The following is a 26,923-nucleotide window of genomic DNA, read 5'->3' on the forward strand; positions in this document are numbered from 1 at the left end:
CATCACCCATCCCTATGACTATGCCCATGGATAAACAACGTCTGATTACAGAACTCCAGTCCCACGGCCTCCGCCTCACAGAGACCACGATGACGGGACGCCAAGGGGGGGCAGGGCCTTCGGATCACCGGGCAGTGACCATTGGCGGGACCACCGTGATGGTTCCTATCTATACGAATACCGCTGGGCGATCGCCTTACCATGCCACCCTAGATTCCCAACGGAGTGAAGCCAAGCTCCAAAAACATCACCAAGAAATTGCCCCCATTACCCTGCAAGGACGTCCCAAATTCTACGACCTAGAGACAGCGGAAGGGATTCCCTACTGGAAAATTGCCCTTCTCCATAGCAACAATGTCCTCGCCACAACGGTGCAACAAACCTGTATGCGCTATCGGGACGAAAGCACGGCCTGTCAATTTTGTGCGATTGAAAAATCCCTAGAAGCAGAACAAACCATTGCCCGCAAACTCCCGGAACAGTTAGCAGAGGTTGTGGAAGCGGCGGTGCGGCTCGATGGCATTGAGCAGGTCATCATGACCACAGGGACTCCCAACACAGGCGATCGCGGTGCGGCTTACCTGACCAAATGTGCCGCTGCCATCACAGCAAAAGTCGATATTCCCATCCAAGCCCAATGTGAACCCCCCGCCGATTTTGTCTGGTTTGAGCGCTTAAAAGCCGCTGGTGTAGATAGTTTAGGAATGCACCTAGAGGCCGTTGATCCCGCAGTCCGTGCCAAAATCATGCCTGGCAAAGCAGAAGTCCCTGTTTCCTACTACTACCAAGCCTATGAAGCAGCAGTGCAAGTATTCGGTTGGGGCCAAGTCAGCACCTACCTGCTAGCCGGTTTAGGCGATAGTTTTGCAACGCTTGTGACGGCGGCAGAAAAATTAGTCAGTCTTGGCGTTTATCCTTTTGTGGTACCTTTTGTCCCCATTTCTGGCACGCCCTTAGCAACCCATCCAGCCCCTGATCCAGAGTTTATGTTCGCTCTCTACCAAAAGGTGGGTCAGATTCTCAAGGAAGCGGGAATGTCTTCCCAGGCAATCAAAGCCGGTTGTGCAAAATGCGGCGCCTGTTCCGCATTGTCTACCTTTGAAAATTAGGGAGGTTACGGGAAATGAGCCGTCAACGATTTCAGTTTGAACTCGCCCAGTCTGCGGCGGAAATTCGCGCCTATTTTGCCCTGAGACGGGATATTTTTTGTGAAGAACAGGGAATTTTTACGGGCAATGATTTTGATGACCTCGATCCCATTGCCTATCCGATTGTCGCTTTAGATAAGAGCTCATCCCCCCAGAGTAAGGTGGTTGGGGTTGTGCGCATCTACGAAAGTGAGCCCCAGGTTTGGTATGGTGGCCGCCTGGGAGTCCAGCCAGAGTTTCGGCGCGTGGGACGCATTGGTAAGGGGTTAATCTACAAAGCGGTCACAACGGCCCATGGTTGGGGCTGTACTAAGTTTCTGGCGACGGTACAGCTACAGAATGTGCGTTTTTTCCAGCGGCAACATTGGCATTCTCTCGCGGAAATGGACATTTGCGATCGCCCCCATCATCTTATGGAGGCAGATTTAAACTTTTACCCACCGGCAGTGAATCCCCGACCCCAACTTGACCTAGGGACTTGGCTCGTTTCCTAAAGGAAAAAATAATCGAAATACTTGGCGTGAACATCACTTTACCCCAGTTGGCAGAGACCCTACGCCACAATTTGGGCCTTTTACATAAACGGGATATTCAACTCGCTTCCCGGCAATTTCAACGGCAATTTACAGCCCAGGGGCAAGCCATTCGCCTTGGGGATGATTGTGCAGCCATTCCCGACCAAGCTGGTTTTCTCCTTCTCGCCGCAGAGGGCATGAGCCCCGCATTGGTGCAACAGGATCCATGGTTTGCGGGCTGGTGTGGGGTGCTCGTAAATGTCAGTGATATTTATGCCATGGGGGGACGGCCCTTGGCGGTTGTGGATGCTCTGTGGGCCTGTGGAGATCAGCAGGCGCGGCAGATTTGGGACGGGATGCAGGCAGCGGCAGAAAAGTTTCAGGTACCGATTGTTGGGGGGCATACCAATACCCACAGTGAATACGATGCCTTGGGGGTCGCGATTCTCGGTCGGGCAAAACGACTGATTACCAGTTTTGATGCCCAGGTGGGCGATCGCCTCGTGTTAGTCGCTAATTTTGAAGGGCAACCCCGGCCCCACCTCCCCTACTGTTGGGATGCCGCCACCCAGGCCGCTCCAGCGCAACTCCAGGCCCAATGGGATTTATTACCGCTCTTGGCCGAACGGGGTTTATGTAGCGCTGGCAAAGATGTCAGTATGGGGGGAATTATCGGCACAACTTTGATGCTCTTGGAAACGTCTAATTGCGGTGCGATCTTGGATATTGGCGCAGTTCCCTGTCCACCACAGCTCGATTTGCAACAATGGCTCCTCAGTTTTCCGAGCTACGGTTTTTTGCTGACCGTGCCCCCAGAGCAGGTCTCTGAAGTAGAAATGTTGTGCGAAGATCAGGGGTTAGTCGCTCAGGCGATCGCCACCATTACCCCAGGCCACACCTTGACCCTTAAACTGGGGGAAACTAGCCTCGATTTTTGGCACCTCGACTATGTTCCGCTCACTGGCTTTACCGGAGGCTCCTAAATTCTATGCCAGCCGTTACTTTTGATATTGTTTGGCCCGACGGCTCCCAGGATCAATTTTATTCTCCCTCCACCGTCGTCCATGACTACTTTCAGGTGGGACAAGGCTACGCCCTGGCGGATTTTGTGCATCGCTCCCAAACGGCCCTCACCCTTGCCAGTAAGCGGGTCGAACAGCGCTATGGTAGCCCCTGTTCCCTGGCCCTGAGGCAACTCCAACGTGTTGAACAAAAGGCTAGTACATTCATGGATCAACCCAATGCCCAGGTCACAATCTTGGCGAATGATCACTAATCCCATGGAAAAGTTTTGGCCGTTGGCGATCGCCGCTATGGGATTGATCTTGGGGGGCTGTGGTCGAGCCTTGTTCTATCAGCCCCAGATTGCCACGGGGGGAATTAATAGTAATTTTGCCGAAGAATTTCCGAGCTACAGCGGTGATGGCCGTTATCTCGCCTTTGCCTCAGAACGGGATGGCCGCCGCAATATTTTTCTCTACGATCTCCAGACTAATCAATTAGTTAACCTGCCTAATCTCAACCGCCGCGACTCTAGCCAAGACCAACCGGATCTCAGTGAAGATGGCCGTTTTATCGCCTATGTTTCCACCGAACGGGGCCGCCAGGATGTGTTTGTCTATGACCGCAACCAGGGGCGATCGCAGTTGTTAACGGTGAATTTGCGGGGTTCGGTACAAAATCCCACCATTAGCGGCGATGGACGTCGGGTCGCTTTTCAGAGCAACGAACGGGGGCAATGGAATTTGATGCTGGTGGACGTGACTCCCTAACGGAAACCGGACTGCGCTATGGTCTATAGATCAGAATGGTGTTGCCTTGACCGGAGGCGTTTATGGATCGCAGACAGTTGGTCGCGGGCATAGTGAGGACAGTGGGGCACGGGAATATTCACATTCGGCCAATCTGCGAGATCCGCACAGGGGCAGCCATTTTTCAAACCCACTGCATCGAAGGGCATCGGCATCGCACAGCGGGGACAATCGGCAATATCCCACCGCTCTGAGAGCAAATCCGCGATGGTTTGGGTTGTACCCTGGAGATAACAGTCACGGTTTGCGTTGAGGTCTTGCCAACAGGCCTCAAAATCTGGGGAATATTGATTTCCTTCAAGCACGGTCATCGGTAAAATTTGGCGATCGCCCTTGGGGCAAATCACCGGTTTGCCCACCTGAAACCAGTAGGCTAAATATTGTTTAACTTGATTCACGGTCGCCATATATCTATCTTCTTCCTGCTGCATATCAATTCCTAAAGCTACGCCGTCCCCATCGTCCCTATCCTATCGAGAAAAAAGAAGACCCGTGGCGATCGCCTCCGTCTGAGCCTCGAAAAGCAATTTTTTTTAAGATCGTTTTTAGATTTAAGCCCATCACCGCCTTTTTATATGAATTTTTGTGAACCACCCCACAGTGGCTACCACTGGGATCACCACACCCCCCGTTTCTTTGAAGGTTGGTACTTTCGTGTCACCTTGCCGGAGTTGGGTGATAATTTTGCCTTCATGTATTCCATCGAAGATCCCCTCGGCGATCGCCCCCATAGTGGTGGTGCCGTGCAAGTTCTGGGCCTCCAGGATGAATATCTCTGGCGCACCTTACCGAACGTCAAAAATTTTTGGGCAGATCATCAACGCCTCGCCCTGGGCCATTGGCGACATTGCCCCCCCAATTTAAAACCCCAACGCCTCGCCCCCAGGGTTTTTCAGGAGAAAATTCACGAAGGCTACCAGGCAACGGCAACCCTCAACCAAGGCCATATTATCGACCCAGGCACCGGAGAAATTTGCCAGTGGCACTACGAAACAAAGCCGATCTACGGTTGGGGAAAGCCCGCTAAGCCCACCGCCAATTGGTATTCTTTTTTGCCTATTTACGATCCCGGTTGGCAGGTGTTGCTGGCCCATGGGTTGAGTACGGGTTGGATCGAATGGCAGGGCAAGCGCTACGACTTTAGAGATGCCCCGGCCTATAGCGAAAAAAATTGGGGCAAATCCTTTCCAAAGGCTTGGTTTTGGCTCAATTGCAATGCTTTCAAGGAAGAAAAAGATCTCGCCCTCACTGCCGCTGGTGGCATTCGTCAAATTTTAGCGAGGGAAGAGGAAGTGGGCTTAATTGGCATTCACCACCACGGAAAATTTTATGAATTTGCCCCCTGGACAAGCAATCTTACTTGGCAGTTTTCGCCCTGGGGAAGTTGGGAAATGACCGCAGGCGATCGCCAAGGGTTTACGGTTCACCTCAGCGGGAAAACCGACCTACCGGGACAACCCCTGCGAGCACCGACCCACACGGGCCTACGGTTTTGTTGTCAGGATACCCTGCGGGGCCAAATTTCTCTCGAACTATTCGCCCCGGACAAAACGCCCCTCATCCAAGCAACGAGCGATCTGGGGGGGTTAGAAGTGGGGGGACAGTGGTGGCGGCGCGATTTTGACTAATGCTGACGGCCAGTTTAATCGCTTCTTTCATGCTGGTGGGATTGGCGCTGCCTTGCCCCGTAATGTCGAAGGCGGTGCCGTGGTCGGGGGAAGTCCGAATAAAGGGTAAACCGATGGTGGTATTGATCGCGTAGTCAAAGGCCATCAGTTTGACGGGAATCAACCCCTGGTCATGGTAAAGGGCCAGATACGCATCGGCGGCGGGTTTGAATTCTGGTTTGCCATACCAAGCCTTACCTGCATTGACCCACATCGTATCGGGGGGATAAAGCCCCAATAAATTAGCCTTCGGATATTGTTGTCGTACTCTCTGGAGCCAATCGTCTAACCAGTCCATTTCTTCGGTGCCCAATTGGCCATTTTCGCCACTGTGGGGATTTAAGCCGGCGATCGCCACCTGGGGATTTTCTAACCCAAAATCCTGCTGGAGCGACTCTAAAAGAAGACTAAGTTTCAAATCCATCAGCCCTGGATTCAAGGTTTCCGGCACCGCTTTTAGGGGAATGTGGGTCGTCGCTAGCAGGCTCCGCAATGTCCAGCCCGTATAGGGCGATTTGCCAATAAAAGCCATGCCATAGTGGATGGTTTGGCTCTTTTGGGCGAGGACTTCCGTTTGGCCGAGGTAGTCGTGGCCCGCTGCTTTCCAGAGGGATTTAGCAATGGGGGCGGTGACAATCCCCGAAAATTCTCCCTCCAGGGTTTTTTCAATCGCCGTGTCGAGGTACCGGAAAGCGCGATCGCCTGTTTCTGCCGAACCTTCTCCCCAGGTGAAATTTCTCAGAAATTCATTGCCACTGGGTTCGACAATCTCTAACTCACTGGGATCAAGGAGATCAGATTCCGTCCGAGTTTTGAGATGCTGATAGGTTTTTTCGAGCAAGGGGCGATCGCCAATGACCGTCATCGAACAAAGTGCTCTAATTTCTGGATCCGCCAGAGCTTTTAAAAGTACCTCTGGGCCAATCCCGACCGGATCACCAATAGTCAAAGCGAGGCGAGTTTTCATAGGGGAGAATAGTCAATGAATAAAAAAATCCTCCCTAGAGGGAAGTGCCGAAGGCGGAGGGTGCATGTCCCTAGAGGGAGGTGCCGAAGGCGGAGGGTATGAGGGCGTCTACTCGGCCTTCGGTTCAAACTTCAGGGCCACGGAATTGATACAGTAGCGCAAGCCCGTAGGAGGGGGGCCATCGTTAAATACGTGACCCAGGTGGGCATCACATTTCGCGCAGAGCACTTCTGTCCGCTTCATAAAGAAACTAAAGTCATTTTTTTCGGCGATCGCCTGATCATTGACCGGTTGCCAATAGCTCGGCCAGCCAGTACCCGAATTAAACTTCGTCTCCGAGGTAAACAGGGGCGCACCACAGCACACACAATTGTAGGTGCCTTCCCCCTTAAAATCGTGATATTCACCCGTAAAGGCCCGTTCGGTGCCATGTTTGCGGGTAACTTTGTAGGCCTCTGGGGAAAGTTGCGCTTGCCATTCGGCGTCAGTTTTGACAACTTTGTCGGTCATGGTGGTGTTTTGTCTCCAAAAGTGAGGTTGCACTGCTTTGTATCGTAACAAGATCGACTAGGGGAAAACAGGTGAGAAATCCCCCAATGGATGTTGTGGGGTCGGGGCTTTCGGCTATACTCAACAAGGTTTTTTTATTCAAGTTCAAGGAGAGCGCCAAAAGATGCGATGTGCCATTATTAGTCGTGCCGGTCAAACTCTGGCGCGCGGGAAGTTAGTCTTAACTTCGATCGAAAACGATCAACAACGGCTTGATCTGGTTACGGACGGGGGTCGCTACCTAGAGGGAGGGCTGGTTGCTCCCGATGGTGATATGACCGAAGCCAGCCTAGAGCTATCGCGGAAATTTTTTGCGATGTGGGGTATGAGTAATCTCCAGCTACAAATCACCCTCCGCTAGATCCATAATCAAAGTTAGACAATGCCAAGGAGACTGGCCATCAGCGCTTTTTGGGCATGCATCCGGTTTTCGGCTTGATCCCAAATTTTGGCTTGGGGGCCTTCCATCACGTCGGCGGTAATTTCTTCGCCCCGATGGGCGGGCAAACAGTGGAGGGCGATCGCCTCTTTATCGGCAAGGGCCATGAGTTCGGCGTTAACTTGATAGGGTTGGAAAATGGGTACGCGACTGTTGGCGAGGTCTTCTTGGCCCATACTGGCCCACACATCGGTGTAGATGGCGTGGCAGCCTTCGGCGGCTTCCTTGGGATCATGGGTAATTAAAATTTGACTGCGATCGCCCGCAATGGCCTGGGCCTGGGCGACAATTTTCGGGCTAGGTTCATAATCTTTGGGGGTAGCGATGCGAATATTCATGCCGACTAACGCGCCACCGAGGAGGATCGAGTGGGCCACATTGTTGCCATCGCCCACATAGGTCATGGTGAGACCTTCCAGTTGGCCAAAGGTTTCCTGCATCGTTTGCAGATCCGCCAACATCTGACAGGGGTGTTCTAGATCTGTAAGGGCGTTGATAATCGGCATTTCACAGTAATCAGCGAAGGTTTCGAGATCCTGTTGATCGAAGGTACGAATCGCCAAAATATCGAGGTAGCGGTCTAAAACCCTGGCGGTGTCCTCGATGGGCTCGCCGCGACCCACCTGGGTACGGTTTGGGTTCAGGTCAATGACATTGCCACCCAGTTGGTACATGGCCACGCTAAAGGAGACTCTGGTGCGGGTAGAGGCTTTGTAAAATAACAGGCCGAGGGTTTTGGGGCAGGTGGGGGCGATTTTTCCCTGTTTGAGATCTGCCGCCAGGTTTAGCAGGTCAATAATTTCTGTGCTGCTGAGATCTGCAATGCTCAGAAGATCCCGACCCTTGAGTGCATTCATCCTGTTTTCGGCTCCTTACCGTGGCAAAAAAATCATTATAAGCTCCCCTCCAGATTCCACAAAAGCTTGCAAGGGCGATCGCCACTGGTCTTCGTCAGGAAATGTTGATGGCGATCCCAAGGGGGTGACACTTGAAAAACTGTCTACTTTTGGGGAGATGGGTGAAATCTGGTTTTAAAGTAGGATTGTAGCCATGATTTCGGCTTGTTTTTTGCGCTTTTAAATGGAATTGCCATGAGCACTGCTCCCTACGACCAGATCCAATCTTTATCAGAAATTTGGGCGATCGCCGCCGAGCGTTATGCCGACATTGTTGCCCTCTATGATCCCCACCAAAAACCAGAATTCAAACTGACCTATCATCAGCTCTGGCAAGGGATTCAGCAGTTTGGGGCTGGCCTCCAGGCCCTCGGCCTCCAACCCCAGGAAAAAGTCGCCCTGATTGCGGATAATAGCCCCCGTTGGTTCATCGCCGATCAAGGTAGTATTGCGGCGGGGGCCGTGAATGCGGTGCGCTCATCCCAGGCAGAAAAACAAGAACTGCTCTACATCTACACTGACAGCGAAAGTCGATTTCTCATCGTCGAAGACCGCAAAACCTTTGAACGCCTCAATCCAGAAATTACAAATCTCCAACCCAGGGCCGTCATTTTCCTCACCGACGAAGAAGTACCAGAAACGGAACTCCCGATTTTTAACTTTTCCCAACTGATGACCCTCGGCAGCCAAGAACCCCTGACGATGCCTGGGCGATCGCCCCAAGATTTGATGACCTTGATCTACACTTCTGGGACGACGGGCAAACCTAAAGGGGTGATGCTTTCCCACGGCAATGTCCTCTACCAAGTGCGCAACCTCGACCAGGTGATCCAACCGAATCCTGGCGATGTCACCCTCAGCATTCTCCCCACCTGGCATTCCTACGAACGGGCTGCTGAATATTTCCTCCTATCCCAGGGCTGCACCCAAATTTATACGAATATCCGCAACATCAAAAAAGATCTCCAAACCTACAAGCCCGGTTACATGGTTGCGGTGCCGCGCATTTGGGAATCGATTTACGAAGGAGTGCAGAAAAATCTCCGGGAACAACCCGCCAAGAAACAAAAGCTGGTGAACTTTTTCCTCACCTGCTCCCAAAATTATGTCCTGGCCCAGCGCATCGCCAACAACCTCAGCCTGGAGCATTTCCATGTTTCTCCCCTGACGCGGTTAATGGCCAGAGCAAAGGCGATCGCCCTTTACCCCTTTCACCTCCTCGGCAACAAACTCGTTTACGAAAAAATTCGGGGGGCCACTGGCGGCAAAATTCGCTACGTAATCAGCGGCGGCGGCTCCCTCGCCCAACACATCGACACCTTCTTTGAAATCGTGGGGATCAATATCCTCGTGGGTTATGGCCTCACCGAAACTTCTCCTGTGACCAATGCCCGTCGGCCAGAACGCAATGTGCGTGGTTCTGCTGGCCCCGCCCTCAAGGGCACCGAAATTCGCATTGTTGATCCCGAAACGCGACAAACCCTCTCCCAAGGCCAAAAGGGACTGGTTTTAATCCGTGGCCCCCAGGTGATGCAGGGCTACTACCGCAAACCCGAAGCCACCGCCAAGGCCATTGACCCCGAAGGTTGGTTTGACAGTGGCGACCTCGGCTGGGTGACGCCGCAGGGGGATCTCGTTTTAACTGGGCGGGCAAAAGATACTATTGTCCTCACCAACGGCGAAAACATCGAACCCCAACCCATCGAAGATGCCTGCGCCCGCAGCCCCTACATCGATCAAATTATGCTGGTGGGCCAGGATCAAAAATCCCTCGGTGCTTTAATTGTGCCGAACCTCGAAGCCCTCGGCCAGTGGGTGTCCCAGGGTGGCCTCGGTTTACAATTGCCAAATCCTGACATCCCTTCAGAACAACTGCCCCAAACGGATTTGTACAGTAAGCCAGTCTTGAATTTATTTAAACAGGAGCTGAATCGAGAAATTAAAAATCGGCCTGGCTATCGGGTGGATGACCGCATTAGTGATTTTGCGTTGATTTTGGAGCCTTTTTCCATTGAGAATGGCCTGATGACCCAGACGCTAAAGGTAAAGCGGCCAGTGGTGGCAGAGAAATATGCGGCCTTAATTGCTTCCCTTTACGACAAAGATTAAGCGATCCGAATGGCGGAATCTTCGGGTATTGATGCTACCCTGAAAATATTTTGCAGATAGGGCACCTTTAGCCCACTGATTTAACAAAACCGAGTTACATTTCTCTAGGAAAACATTCACATGGACGGAAACCAAGTGCCTACTGTTACCCTCAAACGCCCAATTAATCTGAAGGTCATCGTGACCCCCCGCTGGAAAGAGGAAGTACAGCAGCAACTCCAGGGACAAATAGCGACTTTTGATGGTCAATTACAACAACTGGATGTCCAAGGAAATCGCACCATTAGTGAACTCCAACAACAGGGCAATACCCCCCAGGTCGCTCAACAAATGGAAAATATTCAACTCCAGGTTAACCAAAAAAAGCGGGAACTCCTTGAGAAGAAAAACCAAGTGCTCCAGCAGCTCCAACAGGTACAAAACTTAGAATTAGATCAAGAGTTTCTCCAGGGTCAGATGGAGAGTTTCTTTGAAGTGAAAGTGGGCGATAATCTGGTGCGCAAGCTGAATGTTGAACTTGTGGTCCGGGATGGTGTTGTTGAAGAAATTCGCGGCGACCTCTAATTTTTTTGTGATTGCTGTCGCGTGACAGTGTTCGGCTCCCCCGATGACACTTGCGGTGCGGGGGATTTTTAATGGGGAAAAAATTCATGAAAATTGGCATTGTCGGGCTGGGTTTAATCGGTGGATCTTTGGCGATCGCCTTCCGGGAAAAAGGCTTAGAAGTGTTGGGTATTTCCCGGAAAAATACAACCTGCGAAACGGCCTTGAGGAAGGGAATTGTCGACCAAGCCAGCACAGATTTTTCTCTTCTCAAGGATACGGATGTGGTGTTTCTCTGCACGCCGATCAAAGCGATTTTGCCCACGGCTCAAACCCTTATTCCCCACCTCAAATCCACGGCGATTTTGACCGATGTGGCCTCGGTGAAGGGGGAAATTGTCCAGGCGATCGCCCCGCTGTGGCCCAATTTTGTCGGGGGACATCCCATGGCGGGCACAGCCGAACAAGGTATTGACGCCGCACTCCCCGGATTGTTTATCAACGCACCCTACGTTTTAACGCCGACCAATGAAACTTCCCCTGATGCGGTAAAAATCCTTAAAGACTTAATCACGCTGCTCCAGAGCCGTTTCTACTGCTGCGCCCCAGAGATTCACGATCAAGCGGTGGCCTGGATTTCCCATTTGCCCGTTTACGTTAGTGCGAGTCTGATCGCGGCCTGTGGGTCAGAAATTAATTCAGAAGTGCTACAAATGGCCCAAGCTCTGGCAAGTTCTGGCTTTCGGGATACCAGTCGTGTCGGCGGTGGCAATCCAGAATTGGGGTTGATGATGGCCCAGGGGAATCAACAGGCGTTGTTAAAATCCCTCACCCATTATCGGCAGCAGTTAGATCAAGTCATTGCAGATCTTGAAACAGAAAACTGGGAGGCGATCGCCCAATTCCTCGCAGCGACCCAACAACAGCGGCCCGACTTTCTCTAGATTCCAGGAGTACAATGGAGGTAGGAGGAAGTCGAAGGATTCAACTGAAATGATCCTCGCCAGCGACCATGGATCTTCCACCCACCAATGATTTCTGTGCCGATCCCACCGTTGCGTTACGCCAGCGGATGGTTAAGCAGCAAATTATCGCCAGGGGCGTGAACGATCCAGCCGTCTTAGCCGCGCTCCAGCAAGTGCCCCGGCATCGCTTTGTGCCCGCTTCTCTCCAGAATCTTGCCTACGCCGATCAACCCCTCACCATCGGCTATGGCCAAACCATTTCCCAGCCCTATATCGTCGCCTACATGACCGAAGCGGCCCACCTGACGCCCAGCAGCAAAGTTTTAGAAATTGGTACGGGGTGCGGTTATCAAGCGGCAATCCTCGCCGAAATTGCCCAGGAAGTTTTTACCGTTGAAGTTGTGCCCGAATTAGCCCGGCAAGCCCGCGATCGCCTGGAAAAATTGGGCTATCAAAATATTCACTATAAAATCGGTGACGGTTACCAGGGCTGGTCAGAATTTGCTCCCTACGACGCGATCCTTGTTACGGCGGCCCCAGACCATCGGCCCCAACCGTTACTGCAACAATTGGCCGTGGGCGGTCACCTGGTAATTCCTGTGGGCACCGTCGGCCAACGCCTTGAAGTCCTCCACAAAACCAGCACTGACTTGGAAATGGAAAAGGCGATCGCTGTGCGGTTTGTGCCACTCCAGGGCCACAGCTACGGATTTTGAAACAATTTTTTGACGCGAAAAACCAGCACTGACTTGGAAATGGAAAAGGCGATCTCGGAGAGATCCGCTGTGCGGCACGCTGTGCGGTTTGTGCCACTCCAGGGTCACAGCTACGGATTTTGAACAAATTTGGATAGGTCACCAGATTAATTGTCCCATCTCTATTGCTCGCATCGAGGGCATTGCCTTCCTGGAGAGTGACCCAGACGGTTTGGGAATCCGGCGCAACGGCCACATATTTTGTGGAGGCGATCGCCTAAAATTGAACCAGCTTTCTCTACACCTTTTCTTTTTGTTATCGTGACTTTGCCTCCCCTAACAACGGACACTATTCAGCAAATCATCGACGATCGCCTTGAGGATGAAACGCTCCATCAGTTGGTCTGGCATTACCTCGGCTACCGTTACGATGAAACTCAAAAATGCTGGAATCTTGACCAAGTTGATTTAGCCTGGGCCGAAAAATATCCAGAACCGCCTAAGTTTATCGAGGAGCGTCCCCCCACGGTGCAACTGACCCGCTCGATCCCCAAACCCTATAAGGCTCTGCTCAAGGAAAAAATGGGCTTTAAGGGCTACACAGTTGATCAACTGATTCCGCGCCTGACGCGGCGGGCGACCATGGCCAGTTGGCTCCTTAGCTATATGGCCCAACACGATTTGTTAGAGGTTTAGCGGGTGGTACGGGTTTCGGCTTTATGGATTTATCCGGTGAAGTCCTGCGGCGGGATCGCTTTGGAGACAGTGGAAGTTTTGACCCAAGGTTTTCAAGGCGATCGCCAATGGATGATTGTTGATACCGACGGGAAATTTCTCAGTCAACGGCAATATCCTCAACTGGCCAGGGTTAAGCCCCACATGACAGAGGATAATCTAACCTTAACTTTTGATGATTTTTCGCCCCTGAAACTGTCTCCCAAAACCGTAGGCTCCCTCAAACCTGTGACAATCTGGCGCAACCAGACCCAAGCCCTTGACCAAGGCCCTGAAGCTGCCGCTTGGTTTTCGGAGGTGCTACAAACCCCCTGCCGTCTCGTGCGTCAATCCCCCGATCATCCCCGGCCCGTTAACCCAAAATATGCCCTGTGGGAAACCCAAAATGTCAGTTTTGCCGATGGTTATCCGGTGCTCCTCACTAATACTGCTTCTTTAAAGCTGCTGGAAGAAAAATTAGGGGCAGCCGTTTCGATGAATCAGTTTCGTCCTAACCTAGTGGTTGAGACAGCACAACCTTTTGCGGAAGATCATTGGCAGACTGTGGACATTGGTGGCACGACCTTTGTCACCGCCAAACCCTGCGAACGTTGCATTGTGATTACGACGAATCAAACCACAGGCGATCGCCACCCAAACCAAGAACCCCTCCGCACCTTGGGTACTTTTCGACGCACTGCCAAAGGCATTCTTTTTGGCATTAACCTCATGCCTACCAGTTCAGGCAAGATTTCAGTGGGGGATGCTGTGATCCTGAATCCAATGTCTTCTTAACACTCCCTGTCCTCAACAGTTATTAAACCTGAAGGCAGCGAATCGCTTCCAACATTCCCCTGGCCTTATCAAGGGTTTCCTGGTATTCCCGTTCCGGTTCCGAATCTGCGACAATGCCTGCGCCTGCCTGGACAAAGACCTGGTGCTGATTCCCCTGCGATCGCACAATCATGCTCCGGATCGTAATCGCCGTATTCAGTTGGCCTTCAAAATCGTAGTAACCGTAGACGCCAGAGTAGGGGCCGCGCCGTTCGGGTTCCAGTTCATTGATAATTTCTAAAGCCCGAATTTTCGGCGCACCGCTGACTGTTCCGGCGGGAAAACAAGCCTGTAATAAATTCCAAGCCGATTGGTCGGGGGCTAAATCTCCCATCACATTACTCACGATGTGCATTACGTGGGAATAGCGTTCGATGATCATCAAATCCCCAACCGTCACCGTACCTTTTTCGCAGACGCGACCGAGATCATTGCGGCCCAAATCTACAAGCATCACGTGTTCAGCGATTTCCTTAGGGTCGGCCAAGAGGTCTTTTTCTAACGCTAAATCCTCAGCTTGGGTTTTCCCCCGGCGTCGCGTGCCCGCAATCGGTCGGAGCATCGCCTGGAGTTTTCCGTCTGGCGTTTGCTCGGCTTTGACCATAATCTCTGGGCTAGAGCCGATGAGTTGCCAGTCCCCAAAATTGTAAAAAGACATGTAGGGGGAAGGGTTAATCAGGCGCAGGGAACGGTAGAGATCAAAGGGATGGCCTTCGTAGCTCGTCTGGAGCCGCTGGGACAGCACCACCTGAAAAATATCTCCGGCCTTAATGTATTCCTTTGCCTTGGCGATGTTCTGGCAGAATTGTGCTTGGGAAGTGTTGCTTTCGTACTTGAGGGCTTCCCCGTCTGGGTTGGCGAGCCATTCTAAGGGTTTGGCGGCAACGGGCAAAGGCAACTTGAGCTTGAGGACTAATTTCGTCACGCGATCGCAGGCATTTAGGTAGGCTTCTTCTAGGGGCACCGCCGGATCCCGCAGGTCAGCATAGGTGATGACCCAAATCTTGCGTTTAACTTGGTCAAAAATAATCAAGCTATCAATTTGCATCCAGAGGCCATCGGGCAGATCCTCTTCTTGGCGTTCGTACACTGGCACCCGTGGCTCGATCCAGCGCATCAACTCATAGCCCCACATCCCAAATAGGCCACCAATCCCCGGTGGTAATTCCGGCAGTTGGACAGGCTTAATGCTGGCGAGACATTGGGCCAACACATCAAAGGGATTGCCGCTAAATTCTTGGACAGCCCCATCACGGAATTTTTGCGTGGTGCGATCGCCTTTATTTTCTAAGACCCAAACCGGATCGCAACCGAGGAAACTATAGCGACCAATATTTTCGCCCCCCTCAACGGACTCCAGCAGAAAATTGTAGGGTTGATCTGCACAAACCTTGTACCAAGCCGACACTGGCGTTTCGAGATCCGCCACCCACTCCTGATAGACCGGAATAAAATTACCCTGTTGACTGAGATGCCGAAACTGCTCGAAATCAGGAAAAATCATAGGAAATGCGTCGGTCGCCTGGGGCACATGGAGGGCCGCTGGGACGATAGATAAAAGTAAAAATAGAGCTAGACACAAAGAAGCGGAAGCCTTTTGTTCAGCTTTTCATCATAACAGACTTTCCTCATCGGTCTGGGCTAATCGCCGCCACCAAGAAAGCCTTCATAACTCAAACTAAAACTGTCAACTTCCGCCCGGACTGTTGTGGTAAAAATCTAGGCTTCGTAGGGGGCCACACCAGAAAACTTCAGGGTTGCCGGTTCGGGGTTGCTCCCGATATTGCGGTCAACTTTTCCTTTGTATTCGCGACCTTCGTTTACCTTCTCAGAAGGTACACCATCGAGAGGATAGAGGAACTGAGTTTCGCCGGAGGGGAAGACACGGTAAATCTTATAGTCGGTAATCTTGGGCTTAAATTGTGTTTTCAGCTGAGTCCCGAGGGCAAGGCACTGTTCCTTGCGGGCAAAGTACATGAGGTTATCGCCTTCGTTCATGACCGCTGCACCACCGGTGGGCAGTTCAAAAACCTGCTCTTTTGCGCTAGACCAGGTGATGGCGTATTTTTCCTCCCGTTCAGCAGCGGCGAGTAGACCACCCGTGCTGCCACCGAATTTCGGTGTTTTTCCAGTAAGCTCGTTAGACATGCTCAAAAATCTTTATTAAATAAAGGGTGTTTCGCAAATGCTATCACCAGACCCCTACGCCATAGATCAAGTGTCAAGAACTGTAACAGTTATTTTCTATTTGTAAGGGAAGCAGACAGGCAAATTTATCATCCTTTAGGGACTGTTTTGGTGGGAATGGCCCTAGGGGCAAAAGTTTCTGGCAAAAGCCACTAGAATGCGAGAAAATCCCCTTTTTTCCACTGCAAAACCTAGGCTTAGTAGAAGGTGAGCATCCGTTGTTTTTGGAATTTTTGGGTTAGGGGATGGGTTGAACCCAGCAGGTTAAAGAACATCTATGGCAGAAGAATTTTACAAAGGTGGACAACGGGCTTGGTTCCATGATCAGGGCCATTGGGGCGGTTTTTTCCATACCTATGATCAGTTGCAACTCAAGGGTTTTGGGGCGCATTTTGATCAACCCCGCAAAATCCATGTCTTTTTACCACGAGATTATGAAGTAACTGGCGATCGCCTGCCCGCACTGTACTGCAACGATGGCGACCATATTTTTTTCCCCGATGGGGATTTTGGTCAATGTTGGCAGGTGGCAGAGCGCTTGAGTCGGCTGTATCTACGGGAGCAATTGCAAAAACTGATTGTCGTAGCCATTTGCCCCAATGATCATGCCTACGAATATTCCCACGTCCCGGATCAAGGCGGCGGCTTAGCCGATTACAGCCGTTATCTTGCCAAAGGACTGAAACCCTTTATCGATGAGCAATACCGCACCCAAACCGATCAAACGCTCATCGTCGGTGCTGCCCAAGGCGGGTTGGCTGCTTTTTACACGGCTACCCAGCACCCCCGCCAGTTTCCTCAAGTGGCCGCTTTATCCCCCTCTTTTTGGCTGGGACTGGAGGCAAACCCAATGTCCATAAATAGTTTAGATGGGGCTTTTAAAATATCCCTTGAAAATTCGGCGTTGGTTTTTGCCGCGACTCCCGTTTTGAGCAACCTTGAACTGCGCCCCAAAATTTACCTAGACTGGGGTTTAATGGCTGATGCCCAGCACCAGGAGGCACGGGCGAGATTACGGGGCCAAGAAATGCGATCGCTTTTAATCGAAGAGTTCCAATACCAAGAAAATGTGAATCTTTTTAGCCTTGAAGATCCCCTTGGTCGCCACGATGAACTTACCTGGGGCGATCGCCTTGAGACAATTTTGCAGCTTTTCTTCTAGCCCGTGGGCAAAAATCTGACCTCTAATACTGAATGCGATCGGTGGTTTTCCCAGGAGCGGCATTCTTTTCGAGATATTCAATAATTTTTCCGGCCACATCAACCCCGGTGGTTTTTTCGATGCCTTCTAATCCCGGTGAAGAGTTAATTTCCATCACCAGAGGCCCGTGGTTTGAACGCAACAAATCTACCCCAGCGACCCGCAATCCCATCGCTTTAGCGGCCCGGACAGCGGTACTGCGCTCTTCGGGGGTGAGTCGAACTTTGTCCGCTTTGCCACCCCGGTGCAAATTAGACCGAAATTCTCCCTCTGCTCCCTGGCGCTTCATTGCCGCCACGACTTTCTCGCCCACCACGAAACAGCGGATATCTGTACCCTTGGCTTCGGCGATGTATTCTTGCACCAAAATGTTGGCATCCAACCCCCGAAAGGCTTCGATCACGGATTTGGCGGCCTGGTGGGTTTCCGCAAGCACCACACCAATACCCTGGGTGCCTTCTAAAAGTTTAATGACCACGGGGGCACCACCCACGGTTTCGATGAGGCCATCAATGTCCTGGGTCGCGTGGGCAAAACCTGTCACCGGAAGTCCAATGCCTTTGCGGGCTAAAATTTGCAGCGATCGCAGTTTATCGCGGGACCGAGAAATCGCCTGGGATGTATTGGCACTAAACCCTCCCATCACTTCAAACTGACGTACCACCGCCGTACCGTAAAAAGTGGCCGATGCTCCAATACGGGGAATAATCGCGTCAAAATTTTCTAACCGCTGCCCTTGGTAAATGACAAAGGGTTGATGGGAGGTGATATTCATGTAGCAGCGCATGAAATTAATCACCTGGACGTCGTGGTGGCGATTTTCGGCGGCTTCCCGGAGACGACGGGTGGAGTAGAGTTTTGGATCTTGGGAGAGAATAGCAATTTTCATGGTTGGTGGGGATGATCCGGTTGGCTTTGGAGAAAAGATTTGCTCACATCAACGAGGAATCGTTTGCGCAGGGCCTGGCGTCCAAGGAGCATCCGGTAACCCATTAAGGAGCGATTGGTGAGATTGAGTTCAATGAGCCAACGGTGTTCGCCTAGTTGAACATGGGTTTCGATGACGGGCCGCAGTTGCTTTTGGCCATTGGAACTTTTGATGCTGCGGTGTTCGACCAAAGGGGCTTCTATGGTAACGGTGTCATGGATATTGTGCTGGTGGGGGTGAATTTGGAAACGAACCATCTCGCGATCGCCTTGGTGAAAATAGTGAATGCGGGTGGCATGGATCGAGGAGGAGCCAGCACCAGTGTCAATTTTGGCGCGAATCACGGGGATCTGAAAATCCGGGAGCGCCACACATTCTCGCCAACCAATGGTCGATAGGATGGGTTTTCTTTTCATACAACGGCAGTCTAGGAGACAAAGTTTAAATTCTTGCTAAGGCTTCAGCTAGAAGCACTGGTATAGAACCGTAGGGCAAACCGCCACACCACATTAGACAATAACAGCAGCAGCAGGCCCAAACAACCGGCACCAGCAATCCACCCCAAAGGCGATCGCCCCAACATGGTTTCCGCAGGAATGGTCGTTAAAAAAACAATGGGGACAATGAAGGTAAAGAAAAAACGAAAGACCCCCGGATAGGCCACAATCGGGTAACGTCCGGCCTCAAGAAAGCCCCGCAGCACCTCGGTGACATTATAAATTTTCACAAACCAGATACTCGTTGCCCCCAACATAAACCAGAGGCTGTAGAGGATCAACATCCCAAACCCGATGGGAATCAGGCTCAACACATAATTGAGCGGTGACAGACCCAACTGCAGCCCGATGTAGATCAAAATTCCCAGTCCTAAAACTAAGTCAGGCAAGCCCCAGGGGGAAATCATCCGCGCCGAGAGCCAAAATTGACTACTGATGGGCTTGAGTAGCACAAAATCGAGGGTGCCTTCCTGTACCTGTTGGACGATCCGGTTGAGATTCGGCGAAAAAAAAGTATTGGCCACCCCCTGCAAGAGGGTAAACATTCCCACCACCAACATCGCCTCTTGCCAAGTCCAACCGGAAAATTGATATCCCGTGCGGTAAAACAAAAAGAGGCTGAACAGGCTGCCCGCTAAATTTCCCACACTACTCAGGGCCGCAATAAAAAAATTTAAACGATACTCCAATTCGGCGGCGATCGCCGTACTCCAAAACAGTCCTAAAATGCGCCAATACTTGCCCATGGAGTCGAGCCTATTTCTCCACTGCCCGGATATCAATCACGCTGCCATTGAAATCGTAATTAAACCCCTCAAGGCGCAGGGTATGACCAATTTTGACCTTGTTGTTGCCAAAAACATAGCCATTATCTGTTTTCTGGGCTTCGCTGGTTAACACAATCCGAAAATCCCCAATATTCTGCACCTCAGGACGGGGATCATTTAACGGTAAAACAGAGCCGTCCGGCTGGGGCACAGGGGTTGTCCGGGGTAAAAGCTCAATGGACTTAATGCCAACATTGGCAAAGGGTTGATTGCGGATCACGATGGAGGTCGTTTCAGACCCTTGAAATTCTGCCACAAAGGTCTCTGGGGACTTCACACTCAGACCCCGCACCAGGACTTCCACCTCGATCGCTTCCATGGCTGACCCAATTTGGGCCACGGAACCCGAACGACCGGGGAGGAAAAAAATACCAAAAATTACGCCGAGAATGATCAGAAGCGCCCCCAGATCGAGGATGCTCACTTTGCCGAAAAGACGCCCTTTTGAATCCAACAGAGCCATATGTTTGTGGAAATACACTAAAAGTTTTTTTAACCCTCCACATTATAGGGGAGGTGGCCGCCGTCCCCCGATAAATTCGCCCTTAACCGTCTTGGGGAGGGGACATCGGCAGCAGCGATCGCCCAACTTCCGGGGAGGCTTGTCTCTGTATTTGAGGCCGTCGTCGGGACTGTTGATAGAGTCGGTAAAGGGCATAGGTAAATAGAGAAGGCCCCACCAGAGCACAAAGCACAATGACGCCATAAATCCAAAGGGGTAACACGGACGGTTCTCCCCCAGGGGAATTCGTCTGAGCATTAGTCTCGGCGGGTGGCGGTGTTTTTGTTGCCGGAGGGGCGTCCGCACCACTGACCGTTTGGGATGATGGAGATTCCGTTTCCTCCAAAACCCGCGCCGCTGTCTGGGCTGGCAATTGTCCCAAAAGACTATCCACCACCGGAATCGGTACCCGAGGATTGACCAGGGTTGCGAAGCCCACACTTGTGAAAGTTAACATCGCCAAGCAACTACCACCCAGGAAATAAGCGCGACCATGGTGGGTTTTAATGAGCTGTTTAAAGGTGATCAGGCGAGGCGGTTGTTTTTTCGGGGAAGTAGAAGCCATCGGCGGTGACAAAATTTAAAGATTAGTAGCCTTTAGGCCAAGGGGATTCAAACAAGGTAATCGCTGGTAACTTCAGCATAACGAACTGGATTTAGGACGGGGAGGTTTGTGATTTTGGGTGGGCATCAACGGGATTCAAGATTCCCCTATGTTGCTCTAAATGATGGGCAACCTTACCTAGAAGTTCCTCCAAAGAGACCGGGTGATAAATAATGTCATCACAAGCTAACCGCGAATGCTCATCTTGCTGATTTTGAAAGATATCGGCGGTAATCACGATGAGTTTTGGGTCTTCGGTTAGGGGGACTGTTTGGAGTTGTTGTTGGATATTGCTCAAGATCTCCGCACCATCGACGGAGGCCAGTTTCAGATCAACCAAAATTAGGTCTGGTGTCCATTGTTGCCATGGGTGATTGGAGATTGCTTCCATGGCGATCGCCTGGGTTTCGATACCAGCCCTGGCCAGTCGCTGACAGAGTAGTTCCCGCTGCTCGACTTGATCCTTGAGGAGCAAAATTTTGGGCGATCGCCCCGTGTGTTCTCCAAAAGCCTGAATTGAAACGTCTGCTTGATCTTTTTCTGGCGAAGCGAGGGACAGCTCAAACCAAAAGCAACTACCCTGGTTTTCTGCCGTTGTTACCTGGATTTCTCCCCCCATGAGCTGTACCAACTGCTGACTGATGGCGAGGCCCAGGCCCGTACCTTGGCGCGAACGAATTCCTGTGCTGGTTTGCTGAAAAACCTGAAATAATTTGTTCTTCTCATGTTCTGGGATGCCAGGCCCCGTATCAATTACCGCAAAGTGTAAGTTCTGTTGGTGGGCATCATAGGTAATTTTGAGGGTAACGCGACCCACCTCAGTAAATTTAATGGCATTACTCAAGAGATTAATTAAGACTTGCTTGAGCTTTTTTTCATCGAGGTAAATCACCTCCGGTACATTGGCATCACGCTCAAAGATCAATTCTAGTTGCTTTTGTTTCGCCGCAAGGACAACAAAATCGTAGATAACATTGAGAGCTTCAACGAGATTAAAGGCTTCTCGAAGGACGCTGGTCTCCCCGGCCTCAATTTTTGAGAGGGAGAGAATATCGTTGATCAGGTTCAGCAGGTGCTGGGCACTCTGGGTAATGATGTCGAGGGATTCGAGTTGATCGGCAGTGAGGTTAGTATCCCCAGTGAGTAGCTCCGTAAACCCCAAAATGGCGCTGAGGGGTGTGCGGAGTTCATGGCTCATATTGGCCAAAAATTGACTTTTTGCTTGGTTTGCCTTTTCTGCCTCTTCCTTGGCTGCCTGTAGGGTTTCTAGGAGTTGGGCCTGTTGGAGGGCCACACCCAGTTGGGTAGCGATCTGCCGCAGCATTTCGATTTCCTCGGTAAGCCAGGTGCGGGGGGCGTTGTTTTGGTAGATGCCGAGGAGTCCCCACAGGCGATCGCCTAGGAAAATCGGTAGGGTGATATAGGCTTTGGCTTGGAAGTTTTCGAGGAGCTCGATATAACAGGGAGGAAACCCGGCTTTGTAAATATCATGGACTGCCCGGTAGGTATTGCCTTGACGATAAATCCCCCCCTGGGTTTCCTGGAGATAGGTATCTTCTACCCAGCCCGGTAGCTCACTTTCAAAAACTTTGACAATACAACGGTCATCACGCACTGCGGAATATTTTAGGAGTTCACGCTGTCGCGCACTGGCGTCATTCATCAGCGATCGCCATTGGGGAGACATGGCCTCAGCCACAAAGTGACCACTCCAGTCGGGGTTAAACTTGTAGATCACCACCCGGTCACAGTGCAGGGCATCATGGATTTCCTTGGTTGTACTCTGAAAAATTTCGTTGAGGTTGAGGGTACGACGAATCCGATTGATCACGACCCGGAGAATTCTTTGGCGGGTGATTGTCCGTTGCAGTTGCTCGGTTTGGTTTGACCACAGGGCTTGGAGATGTTTGTGGTTAAGTTGTTGTTGGACACGTTTTTGTAATTCGGTGCTGGTGCAGGGCAATAGCAACACATCATCGGCCCCAAACGAGAAAGCCTCGGCCCGGGTTTGGGCATGGATATCCGTGGTGGTAATAATCAGGGGGATATCGCGGCTGTGCAGATCACTTTTGAGCTGGGCAAACAGTTTGCGCTCCGGACGGGACACAAAATCGAGGTTCACAATGATCAGTTCTGGATGATTGGCGATCGCCAAAGCCGACAGATGGGCGGCGCTGGGGGCAACCTGCACTGCGGCAATACCCCGGAGGGTCTCCAGGAAAAATTCAAGGAAATGGGCTTGGTGCTCACCGACTAAAATCATGACAAAATTGCAAACCTCAGGGCAGGAGATAATGGGAAGAAAAATCAGACCGCTCCTCTCCAAAGAGCAGATGCAGATCAAAATTTCAGGCCGCACGCTGAAACCACGGGACAAAAAGTTCCCCGGTAGCTCAGCCAGAAAAAATAATCGAGATTAAGGGCTGGGGTTGTCTCTTCCAGTGGGTTGGCACGGGGGGATCTGGGCGGCAATAATGCCCACCATCAACCACCAGAGGGTATTGACCTGGGGACGATACCAAACGGTATCAAAGAGGCCCTGGATCAATAGTCCTGTCATCGCGGCGATCGCCCCAACTAACCATAGTCCTTCTATTTTATGCTGGGACTGAAAGTCTTTAAGGCTTTGTAAAGCTTGGCTAAAGATATTGATCAGCAGCCACACAAATGTGGTCAAACCCAGTAAACCAGTTTCCACAGCGGTCTCCAGAAAAATTGAATAGGCACTCAGGGCCGAAAAACGACTTTCCATATACTGGGGGTACACCGCATTAAAGGCATCATGGCCTGGCCCAATCCCCAACAGGGGGCGATCGCCAATCATCCGCAGCACCGCCAACCACACATTAATCCGGAAATTATTACTACTATCGCCCCGCCAGGAAAAAATACTCAGCAACCGTAGGCGAATGGCATCAACGCCCAATACCGCAATGAGCAGTAACCCCGCCCCAAAGCCGAAACACAAGGGCAGCAACCATTTACGCCAAAAAGGACTGAGGCGATCGCCATACCAACTGTAGAGTAATAATCCCCCCACAACGGCCGCTCCCACCATCGCCAGCCAGCCCCCCCGACTATCGGTAAAAAATAGGCAAGCTGCATTGGTTACAAACATGACCGCTGCTAAAGTTTTCTGGATCTTGGTGCGCCAAATCAGCATCGCTACGCTACTAAAGGCGATCGCCCCCAGGAGATAACCCGCCAAAAGATTCGGGTTGCCTAGGTAACTGTAAACCCTAGTATCATTGGCAAACTCCGACAAAGGATCGTTCCAGGTGGCCAACTGTTCTACCCCAAAAAATTCCTGACGAATACCATAGCCACTCACCACCAGGGACACCATTAAATACACCCAAATGACCGCCGCGAGAATTTTGGGCGATCGCAAGACCCGGGCACAAAACGCAAAGAAAATCAGATATAGCAACAACTGCACCAACCCAGACAGGGCCGCCCCCTTAACTGGCGACAAGACCGTGGCGATCGCCGCGATGCCCCCATATAGTGCAACCAAAAGATGAATTCCTGTCACTTGTCCCAGGGGCAGATCAGACAGACTTAGCAAAATCCAATAGCCCGCACAGGCCAACAGCAAAAATCCGATTAAGGTTGTCGAGACAAAGGGCGCTGCCACCAACAATACACAGAGAATCATTGCCCCCAGGGGTTCTGCCCATTGCAATAGCCAACTGCCGCCCCGCCAGCCCTGCAAAAGTCCAAACACCCGGTAACTGACACTGGCCCGTAACCAAGGCTCAAAGGGAAAGCGCAAAAAGAGAATCTGCTGCCACACTGCCGCCATGAACCATCAACCTCAGTATTGTGTAACTGTTCATTGTAAAAGAGATTTAGCCGTCGTCGTTCCCATACAACTCATCGAGGGATTGCTTCTCGTATAAATCTTTTAAATTTTGGTGCCGTTCCCGCCGGGAAGTTCGTCGATATTTTTTGGTCGCTAGTTTCGGTTCGTGAATTTGTTTGCCCGCCGCTGTAATTTTGACCTTGAGGTGATCTTCTTCATCCCGTTGCTGCTGCTGGACTTCACGGTAGGCGATCGCCTCTTCGAGAAATTTTTCATAGATCTCATAGCGTTCCCAATCCCGTCCCACCGCACAGTTGGGTTCCTGCAGGTGTAAACAATCCTTGAACTGGCAATTTTCTTGTTTGAGTTGGGCACGAATTTCTGGGAAATATCCCCCCAAATCCTGGGGCAGCACCGACCAATCCGGCTGATTAAATCCAGGACTATCGGCCAAAAGTCCCCCCTGGGGCAGTGGAAATAGTTCCACATGGCGGGTTGTGTGTCGTCCCCGCTGCAATTTGCCTGAAACTTCGCCCACCCGTAGCTCTACCTGGGGAATTAAGCGGTTGATCAGACTTGATTTTCCCACCCCCGAAGGCCCAGCCACCACGGTGATTTTATCCTTAAGACTGGCTTCTAGGGCGGCAATGCCAGCATCCTGGAGCACACTAAAAAAGACAGCCCGATAGCCCCATTCCTGTAAGCGTTCAGCCCAGGTCTGTTGTTCTTTTTTAGAGAGTAAATCTTGTTTATTAAGACCCAATAATAACGGCAACCCCGTTGATTCTGCTTTGATCAAGAAGCGACTCAGTTGCCAGGGATCAAGGGATGGTTCCGCTAGGGCAAACACCAACAAGAGTTGGTCAGCATTAGCCACAGGGGGTCGATCTAAAACGGTGCGGCGGGATAAAACCTGGGCGATCGCCCCCCGTCTATCTTGAAAATCAACTTCTTCAACGATGACCTGGTCTCCCACCATGACCCGTTGACCGATTTTTTTTAAGCGGGCTCGCCTTGTACAGAGCAAATGTCCTGCCCCAGCTTGGAGTTGCACATGGTAAAAGTTTGCCTGAACCGCCGTTACGGTTCCCTGGCAGTTCTCTGGGACTAAGCCACCACTCATGTCGCCGGACAACGTACCCATAATACGTAGTGGCCCTCCGGTTGGGCGATCGCCTTTTCTACCAAATACCCTTCCATCGTCAAACTATCAGGCACTTGCTCCATGGGTTCCCCCGCATCGAGCCACACTTCGAGCAGGGCATTGGCGGCCATTTTCTTGAGTTGTAACTTTGTGCGCACAAAATTAATCGGGCAGGGAGTCCCCCGCAAATCTAACCGTGCGTCTGCCTCTAATGCTTGCGGATTGCTCATTTGTTATGGAATAGGTTCCCCAATAACCCTTCAAAACCACCTTTGCTGTGTTCGGTTCCCTTTAATTTCGCCAGTTGGTGCAACAGTTCTTTTTCTTCTCGACTTACTTTCGTCGGAATCACGACTTTTACCGTGATTAGATGATCACCACGGCTCACTGGATTACCCAGTTTAGGCACCCCTTTTCCTTCCAACGTAAGCACTTTATTGGGCTGTAAGCCAGCGGGAATCGTCAAATCTTCTGTACCATCAACGGTTTTAACCTTTACCGTATCCCCAAGAATTGCCTGGAGATAGCTAATTTCAATTTCCGAGAGGATATTAGTACCGTCGCGACGAAACTCTTTATCCGCATTGACAGCTAAGTAAACGTAAAGATCCCCAGGGGGGCCACCTTTAACGCCAGCATCACCTTCCCGCGATACCCGCAGCCGTGTGCCACTATCAACCCCGGCAGGAATCGTGATTTTGAGCTTTTTCGTTTCTTGTTTGCGGCCAGCACCACCACAGGATTCACACTTCTCGGCGATCACTTGCCCTTCCCCATTACAGGTCGGACAGACGGAAACTTGAGCAAAACTACCAAAGGGGGTCCGGGTCGCCCGCCGCACTTGGCCAGTGCCATTACAAGTGCCGCAGGTATTTGCCGAAGTACCAGCCTTTGCTCCAGAGCCACTGCACGTTTTACAGGTCTCTAGGTGGGGAATACGAATTTCCTTTTCGCCCCCAAAAATCGCTTCTTTAAAGTCGAGCTTTAGGTCTAGGCGGAGGTCATCGCCCCGCATCGGCCCACTGCGTCGGCGGCCGCCCCCGGTGGCACCAGTGCCCATACCACCAAACCCACTGAAAATGGTCTCAAAAATATCAGCAAAGCCGCCCATGTCGCCGTAGTCGGCTCCAGCAGCACCAGCCCCAGAGACACCAGCTTCACCAAAGCGATCATAGCGGGCCCGGGTTTCCGGTTCCGAGAGGACTTCGTAGGCGCGGTTAATTTCTTTAAATTTTTCTTCGGCCCCAGGGTCTTTATTTACATCTGGGTGATATTGACGAGCTAGACGACGATAAGCCCGCTTGAGTTCATCTTTCCCACAATCACGGGAGACACCAAGAATTTCGTAAAAGTCGCCTGCCATAAACCTTTTCTAA

30 protein-coding genes are annotated in these 26,923 nt (G+C 51.4%); 14 read left to right on the plus strand and 16 right to left on the minus strand.

Features of this window, described 5'->3' with window-relative positions; genetic code table 11:
* The first annotated feature begins 14 nt into the window (after positions 1-14).
* The 5 genes from AWQ22_RS03400 to AWQ22_RS03420 are packed head-to-tail and all read left to right on the plus strand — an operon-like array spanning position 15 to position 3,435.
* Positions 15-1,109, plus strand: a complete 1,095-nt coding sequence (locus tag AWQ22_RS03400) for an MSMEG_0568 family radical SAM protein (RefSeq protein ID WP_315862425.1) — start codon at positions 15-17, stop codon at positions 1,107-1,109.
* A gap of 14 nt (positions 1,110-1,123) precedes the next feature.
* Positions 1,124-1,642, plus strand: a complete 519-nt coding sequence (locus AWQ22_RS03405) for an MSMEG_0567/Sll0786 family nitrogen starvation N-acetyltransferase (protein WP_065710192.1) — start codon at positions 1,124-1,126, stop codon at positions 1,640-1,642.
* 26 nt (positions 1,643-1,668) lie between these two features.
* Entirely contained in the window at positions 1,669-2,646 is a 978-nt protein-coding gene (locus AWQ22_RS03410; protein WP_084448951.1) for a sll0787 family AIR synthase-like protein, read from the plus strand.
* Between the two features lie 5 nt (positions 2,647-2,651).
* Positions 2,652-2,939, plus strand: a complete 288-nt coding sequence (locus AWQ22_RS03415) for an MSMEG_0570 family nitrogen starvation response protein (RefSeq protein ID WP_062432560.1) — start codon at positions 2,652-2,654, stop codon at positions 2,937-2,939.
* A gap of 4 nt (positions 2,940-2,943) precedes the next feature.
* Entirely contained in the window at positions 2,944-3,435 is a 492-nt protein-coding gene (locus AWQ22_RS03420) for a PD40 domain-containing protein (protein ID WP_157094573.1), read from the plus strand.
* A gap of 23 nt (positions 3,436-3,458) precedes the next feature.
* Here AWQ22_RS03420 and AWQ22_RS03425 read toward each other — a convergent pair whose 3' ends face one another.
* Entirely contained in the window at positions 3,459-3,881 is a 423-nt protein-coding gene (locus AWQ22_RS03425; protein WP_012306298.1) for a hypothetical protein, read from the minus strand.
* Between the two features lie 168 nt (positions 3,882-4,049).
* On the opposite strand from AWQ22_RS03425, the gene AWQ22_RS03430 reads away from it, so the two are divergent.
* Positions 4,050-5,102: a tocopherol cyclase family protein gene (locus tag AWQ22_RS03430; RefSeq protein ID WP_065710194.1), complete on the plus strand. Its 1,053-nt coding sequence runs from the start codon at positions 4,050-4,052 to the stop codon at positions 5,100-5,102.
* On the opposite strand, the gene pdxA is transcribed toward AWQ22_RS03430, so the two are convergent.
* Positions 5,032-6,108, minus strand: coding sequence for a 4-hydroxythreonine-4-phosphate dehydrogenase PdxA (pdxA, locus tag AWQ22_RS03435; RefSeq protein WP_065710195.1), 1,077 nt, complete (start codon positions 6,106-6,108; stop codon positions 5,032-5,034). The genes AWQ22_RS03430 and pdxA overlap by 71 nt on opposite strands.
* Positions 6,109-6,216: 108 nt before the next feature.
* Positions 6,217-6,618 carry a peptide-methionine (R)-S-oxide reductase MsrB gene (gene msrB / locus AWQ22_RS03440; protein ID WP_012306301.1) on the minus strand — a complete coding sequence of 134 codons (402 nt, stop codon included), beginning with the start codon at positions 6,616-6,618 and terminating at the stop codon, positions 6,217-6,219.
* 163 nt (positions 6,619-6,781) lie between these two features.
* On the opposite strand from msrB, the gene AWQ22_RS03445 reads away from it, so the two are divergent.
* The gene (locus AWQ22_RS03445) at positions 6,782-7,018 is read left to right on the plus strand and encodes a hypothetical protein (protein ID WP_065710196.1); all 237 of its coding nucleotides are present in this window, start codon (positions 6,782-6,784) and stop codon (positions 7,016-7,018) included.
* 14 nt (positions 7,019-7,032) lie between these two features.
* Here the strand turns inward: AWQ22_RS03445 and argF are convergent, their stop codons facing one another.
* Positions 7,033-7,953 (minus strand): ornithine carbamoyltransferase, encoded by a 921-nt coding sequence (argF, locus tag AWQ22_RS03450; RefSeq protein ID WP_065710197.1) that lies wholly within the window; start codon positions 7,951-7,953, stop codon positions 7,033-7,035.
* A 234-nt stretch (positions 7,954-8,187) separates the two neighbouring features.
* Here argF and AWQ22_RS03455 point away from each other — a divergent pair, with 234 nt between their 5' ends.
* The 6 genes from AWQ22_RS03455 (at position 8,188) to AWQ22_RS03480 (ending at position 13,813) form a co-directional block, all read left to right on the plus strand.
* Complete coding sequence (locus AWQ22_RS03455) at positions 8,188-10,101, plus strand: long-chain fatty acid--CoA ligase (protein WP_065710198.1); 1,914 nt, start codon at positions 8,188-8,190, stop codon at positions 10,099-10,101.
* A 120-nt stretch (positions 10,102-10,221) separates the two neighbouring features.
* Positions 10,222-10,665, plus strand: coding sequence for a YlqD family protein (locus AWQ22_RS03460; protein ID WP_012306305.1), 444 nt, complete (start codon positions 10,222-10,224; stop codon positions 10,663-10,665).
* 86 nt (positions 10,666-10,751) lie between these two features.
* Positions 10,752-11,588 (plus strand): prephenate/arogenate dehydrogenase, encoded by an 837-nt coding sequence (locus AWQ22_RS03465; protein WP_065711617.1) that lies wholly within the window; start codon positions 10,752-10,754, stop codon positions 11,586-11,588.
* A gap of 68 nt (positions 11,589-11,656) precedes the next feature.
* The gene (locus tag AWQ22_RS03470) at positions 11,657-12,325 is read left to right on the plus strand and encodes a protein-L-isoaspartate(D-aspartate) O-methyltransferase (RefSeq protein ID WP_065710199.1); all 669 of its coding nucleotides are present in this window, start codon (positions 11,657-11,659) and stop codon (positions 12,323-12,325) included.
* A 297-nt stretch (positions 12,326-12,622) separates the two neighbouring features.
* The gene (locus AWQ22_RS03475; RefSeq protein ID WP_065711618.1) at positions 12,623-13,000 is read left to right on the plus strand and encodes a DUF1823 family protein; all 378 of its coding nucleotides are present in this window, start codon (positions 12,623-12,625) and stop codon (positions 12,998-13,000) included.
* A gap of 3 nt (positions 13,001-13,003) precedes the next feature.
* Complete coding sequence (locus AWQ22_RS03480; protein WP_065710200.1) at positions 13,004-13,813, plus strand: MOSC domain-containing protein; 810 nt, start codon at positions 13,004-13,006, stop codon at positions 13,811-13,813.
* Between the two features lie 22 nt (positions 13,814-13,835).
* Here the strand turns inward: AWQ22_RS03480 and trpE are convergent, their stop codons facing one another.
* On the minus strand, positions 13,836-15,356 hold the full coding sequence (gene trpE, locus AWQ22_RS03485) for an anthranilate synthase component I (protein WP_065711619.1): 1,521 nt from the start codon (positions 15,354-15,356) through the stop codon (positions 13,836-13,838).
* A gap of 215 nt (positions 15,357-15,571) precedes the next feature.
* A complete protein-coding gene (locus AWQ22_RS03490; protein WP_012306311.1) occupies positions 15,572-16,000 on the minus strand; it encodes a photosystem I reaction center subunit II PsaD in 429 nt (142 codons plus the stop codon).
* A 316-nt stretch (positions 16,001-16,316) separates the two neighbouring features.
* Here AWQ22_RS03490 and AWQ22_RS03495 point away from each other — a divergent pair, with 316 nt between their 5' ends.
* Complete coding sequence (locus tag AWQ22_RS03495) at positions 16,317-17,201, plus strand: alpha/beta hydrolase (protein ID WP_065710201.1); 885 nt, start codon at positions 16,317-16,319, stop codon at positions 17,199-17,201.
* 22 nt (positions 17,202-17,223) lie between these two features.
* Here AWQ22_RS03495 and rimK read toward each other — a convergent pair whose 3' ends face one another.
* The 10 genes from rimK to dnaJ all read right to left on the minus strand — a co-directional run bounded on the left by rimK (position 17,224) and on the right by dnaJ (position 26,910).
* Positions 17,224-18,129, minus strand: a complete 906-nt coding sequence (gene rimK / locus AWQ22_RS03500) for a 30S ribosomal protein S6--L-glutamate ligase (protein WP_012306313.1) — start codon at positions 18,127-18,129, stop codon at positions 17,224-17,226.
* Positions 18,126-18,584 (minus strand): RimK/LysX family protein, encoded by a 459-nt coding sequence (locus AWQ22_RS03505; RefSeq protein WP_012306314.1) that lies wholly within the window; start codon positions 18,582-18,584, stop codon positions 18,126-18,128. The genes rimK and AWQ22_RS03505 overlap by 4 nt, the downstream gene beginning before the upstream one ends.
* A gap of 44 nt (positions 18,585-18,628) precedes the next feature.
* Positions 18,629-19,411: an ABC transporter permease gene (locus AWQ22_RS03510; RefSeq protein WP_065710202.1), complete on the minus strand. Its 783-nt coding sequence runs from the start codon at positions 19,409-19,411 to the stop codon at positions 18,629-18,631.
* A 10-nt stretch (positions 19,412-19,421) separates the two neighbouring features.
* Positions 19,422-19,955 carry a DUF4330 domain-containing protein gene (locus AWQ22_RS03515; RefSeq protein WP_062432590.1) on the minus strand — a complete coding sequence of 178 codons (534 nt, stop codon included), beginning with the start codon at positions 19,953-19,955 and terminating at the stop codon, positions 19,422-19,424.
* Positions 19,956-20,037: 82 nt separating this feature from the next.
* Entirely contained in the window at positions 20,038-20,559 is a 522-nt protein-coding gene (locus AWQ22_RS03520; RefSeq protein WP_065710203.1) for a hypothetical protein, read from the minus strand.
* Positions 20,560-20,650: 91 nt separating this feature from the next.
* Positions 20,651-22,861, minus strand: a complete 2,211-nt coding sequence (locus AWQ22_RS03525) for an ATP-binding protein (protein WP_065710204.1) — start codon at positions 22,859-22,861, stop codon at positions 20,651-20,653.
* 153 nt (positions 22,862-23,014) lie between these two features.
* Complete coding sequence (locus AWQ22_RS03530; protein ID WP_065710205.1) at positions 23,015-24,403, minus strand: IctB family putative bicarbonate transporter; 1,389 nt, start codon at positions 24,401-24,403, stop codon at positions 23,015-23,017.
* A 46-nt stretch (positions 24,404-24,449) separates the two neighbouring features.
* Positions 24,450-25,547 carry a small ribosomal subunit biogenesis GTPase RsgA gene (gene rsgA / locus AWQ22_RS03535; RefSeq protein ID WP_065710206.1) on the minus strand — a complete coding sequence of 366 codons (1,098 nt, stop codon included), beginning with the start codon at positions 25,545-25,547 and terminating at the stop codon, positions 24,450-24,452.
* Positions 25,523-25,777 (minus strand): sulfurtransferase TusA family protein, encoded by a 255-nt coding sequence (locus tag AWQ22_RS03540; RefSeq protein ID WP_065710207.1) that lies wholly within the window; start codon positions 25,775-25,777, stop codon positions 25,523-25,525. The genes rsgA and AWQ22_RS03540 overlap by 25 nt, the downstream gene beginning before the upstream one ends.
* Entirely contained in the window at positions 25,774-26,910 is a 1,137-nt protein-coding gene (gene dnaJ, locus AWQ22_RS03545; protein ID WP_065710208.1) for a molecular chaperone DnaJ, read from the minus strand. Before dnaJ ends, AWQ22_RS03540 begins: the two co-directional genes overlap by 4 nt.
* Positions 26,911-26,923 lie beyond the last annotated feature (13 nt).

The organism is Picosynechococcus sp. PCC 7117 (assembly GCF_001693275.1).
GTDB lineage: Bacteria > Cyanobacteriota > Cyanobacteriia > Cyanobacteriales > MRBY01 > MRBY01.

Excerpts from the sequence above, each read along its gene's own strand:
- rimK (WP_012306313.1), bottom strand. The coding sequence starts at position 18,129 with ATGAAAATTGCTATTCTCTCCCAAGATCCAAAACTCTACTCCACCCGT.
- AWQ22_RS03465 (WP_065711617.1), top strand. The coding sequence starts at position 10,752 with ATGAAAATTGGCATTGTCGGGCTGGGTTTAATCGGTGGATCTTTGGCG.
- AWQ22_RS03420 (WP_157094573.1), top strand. The coding sequence starts at position 2,944 with ATGGAAAAGTTTTGGCCGTTGGCGATCGCCGCTATGGGATTGATCTTG.
- AWQ22_RS03405 (WP_065710192.1), top strand. The coding sequence starts at position 1,124 with ATGAGCCGTCAACGATTTCAGTTTGAACTCGCCCAGTCTGCGGCGGAA.
- AWQ22_RS03505 (WP_012306314.1), bottom strand. The coding sequence starts at position 18,584 with ATGAAAAGAAAACCCATCCTATCGACCATTGGTTGGCGAGAATGTGTG.
- rsgA (WP_065710206.1), bottom strand. The coding sequence starts at position 25,547 with ATGGGTACGTTGTCCGGCGACATGAGTGGTGGCTTAGTCCCAGAGAAC.
- pdxA (WP_065710195.1), bottom strand. The coding sequence starts at position 6,108 with ATGAAAACTCGCCTCGCTTTGACTATTGGTGATCCGGTCGGGATTGGC.
- AWQ22_RS03460 (WP_012306305.1), top strand. The coding sequence starts at position 10,222 with ATGGACGGAAACCAAGTGCCTACTGTTACCCTCAAACGCCCAATTAAT.
- AWQ22_RS03490 (WP_012306311.1), bottom strand. The coding sequence starts at position 16,000 with ATGTCTAACGAGCTTACTGGAAAAACACCGAAATTCGGTGGCAGCACG.
- AWQ22_RS03520 (WP_065710203.1), bottom strand. The coding sequence starts at position 20,559 with ATGGCTTCTACTTCCCCGAAAAAACAACCGCCTCGCCTGATCACCTTT.
- msrB (WP_012306301.1), bottom strand. The coding sequence starts at position 6,618 with ATGACCGACAAAGTTGTCAAAACTGACGCCGAATGGCAAGCGCAACTT.
- AWQ22_RS03415 (WP_062432560.1), top strand. The coding sequence starts at position 2,652 with ATGCCAGCCGTTACTTTTGATATTGTTTGGCCCGACGGCTCCCAGGAT.
- argF (WP_065710197.1), bottom strand. The coding sequence starts at position 7,953 with ATGAATGCACTCAAGGGTCGGGATCTTCTGAGCATTGCAGATCTCAGC.
- AWQ22_RS03400 (WP_315862425.1), top strand. The coding sequence starts at position 15 with ATGACTATGCCCATGGATAAACAACGTCTGATTACAGAACTCCAGTCC.
- AWQ22_RS03525 (WP_065710204.1), bottom strand. The coding sequence starts at position 22,861 with ATGATTTTAGTCGGTGAGCACCAAGCCCATTTCCTTGAATTTTTCCTG.
- AWQ22_RS03455 (WP_065710198.1), top strand. The coding sequence starts at position 8,188 with ATGAGCACTGCTCCCTACGACCAGATCCAATCTTTATCAGAAATTTGG.
- AWQ22_RS03425 (WP_012306298.1), bottom strand. The coding sequence starts at position 3,881 with ATGGCGACCGTGAATCAAGTTAAACAATATTTAGCCTACTGGTTTCAG.
- AWQ22_RS03445 (WP_065710196.1), top strand. The coding sequence starts at position 6,782 with ATGCGATGTGCCATTATTAGTCGTGCCGGTCAAACTCTGGCGCGCGGG.
- AWQ22_RS03540 (WP_065710207.1), bottom strand. The coding sequence starts at position 25,777 with ATGAGCAATCCGCAAGCATTAGAGGCAGACGCACGGTTAGATTTGCGG.
- dnaJ (WP_065710208.1), bottom strand. The coding sequence starts at position 26,910 with ATGGCAGGCGACTTTTACGAAATTCTTGGTGTCTCCCGTGATTGTGGG.
- AWQ22_RS03515 (WP_062432590.1), bottom strand. The coding sequence starts at position 19,955 with ATGGCTCTGTTGGATTCAAAAGGGCGTCTTTTCGGCAAAGTGAGCATC.
- AWQ22_RS03495 (WP_065710201.1), top strand. The coding sequence starts at position 16,317 with ATGGCAGAAGAATTTTACAAAGGTGGACAACGGGCTTGGTTCCATGAT.
- AWQ22_RS03430 (WP_065710194.1), top strand. The coding sequence starts at position 4,050 with ATGAATTTTTGTGAACCACCCCACAGTGGCTACCACTGGGATCACCAC.
- trpE (WP_065711619.1), bottom strand. The coding sequence starts at position 15,356 with ATGATTTTTCCTGATTTCGAGCAGTTTCGGCATCTCAGTCAACAGGGT.
- AWQ22_RS03470 (WP_065710199.1), top strand. The coding sequence starts at position 11,657 with ATGGATCTTCCACCCACCAATGATTTCTGTGCCGATCCCACCGTTGCG.
- AWQ22_RS03510 (WP_065710202.1), bottom strand. The coding sequence starts at position 19,411 with ATGGGCAAGTATTGGCGCATTTTAGGACTGTTTTGGAGTACGGCGATC.
- AWQ22_RS03530 (WP_065710205.1), bottom strand. The coding sequence starts at position 24,403 with ATGGCGGCAGTGTGGCAGCAGATTCTCTTTTTGCGCTTTCCCTTTGAG.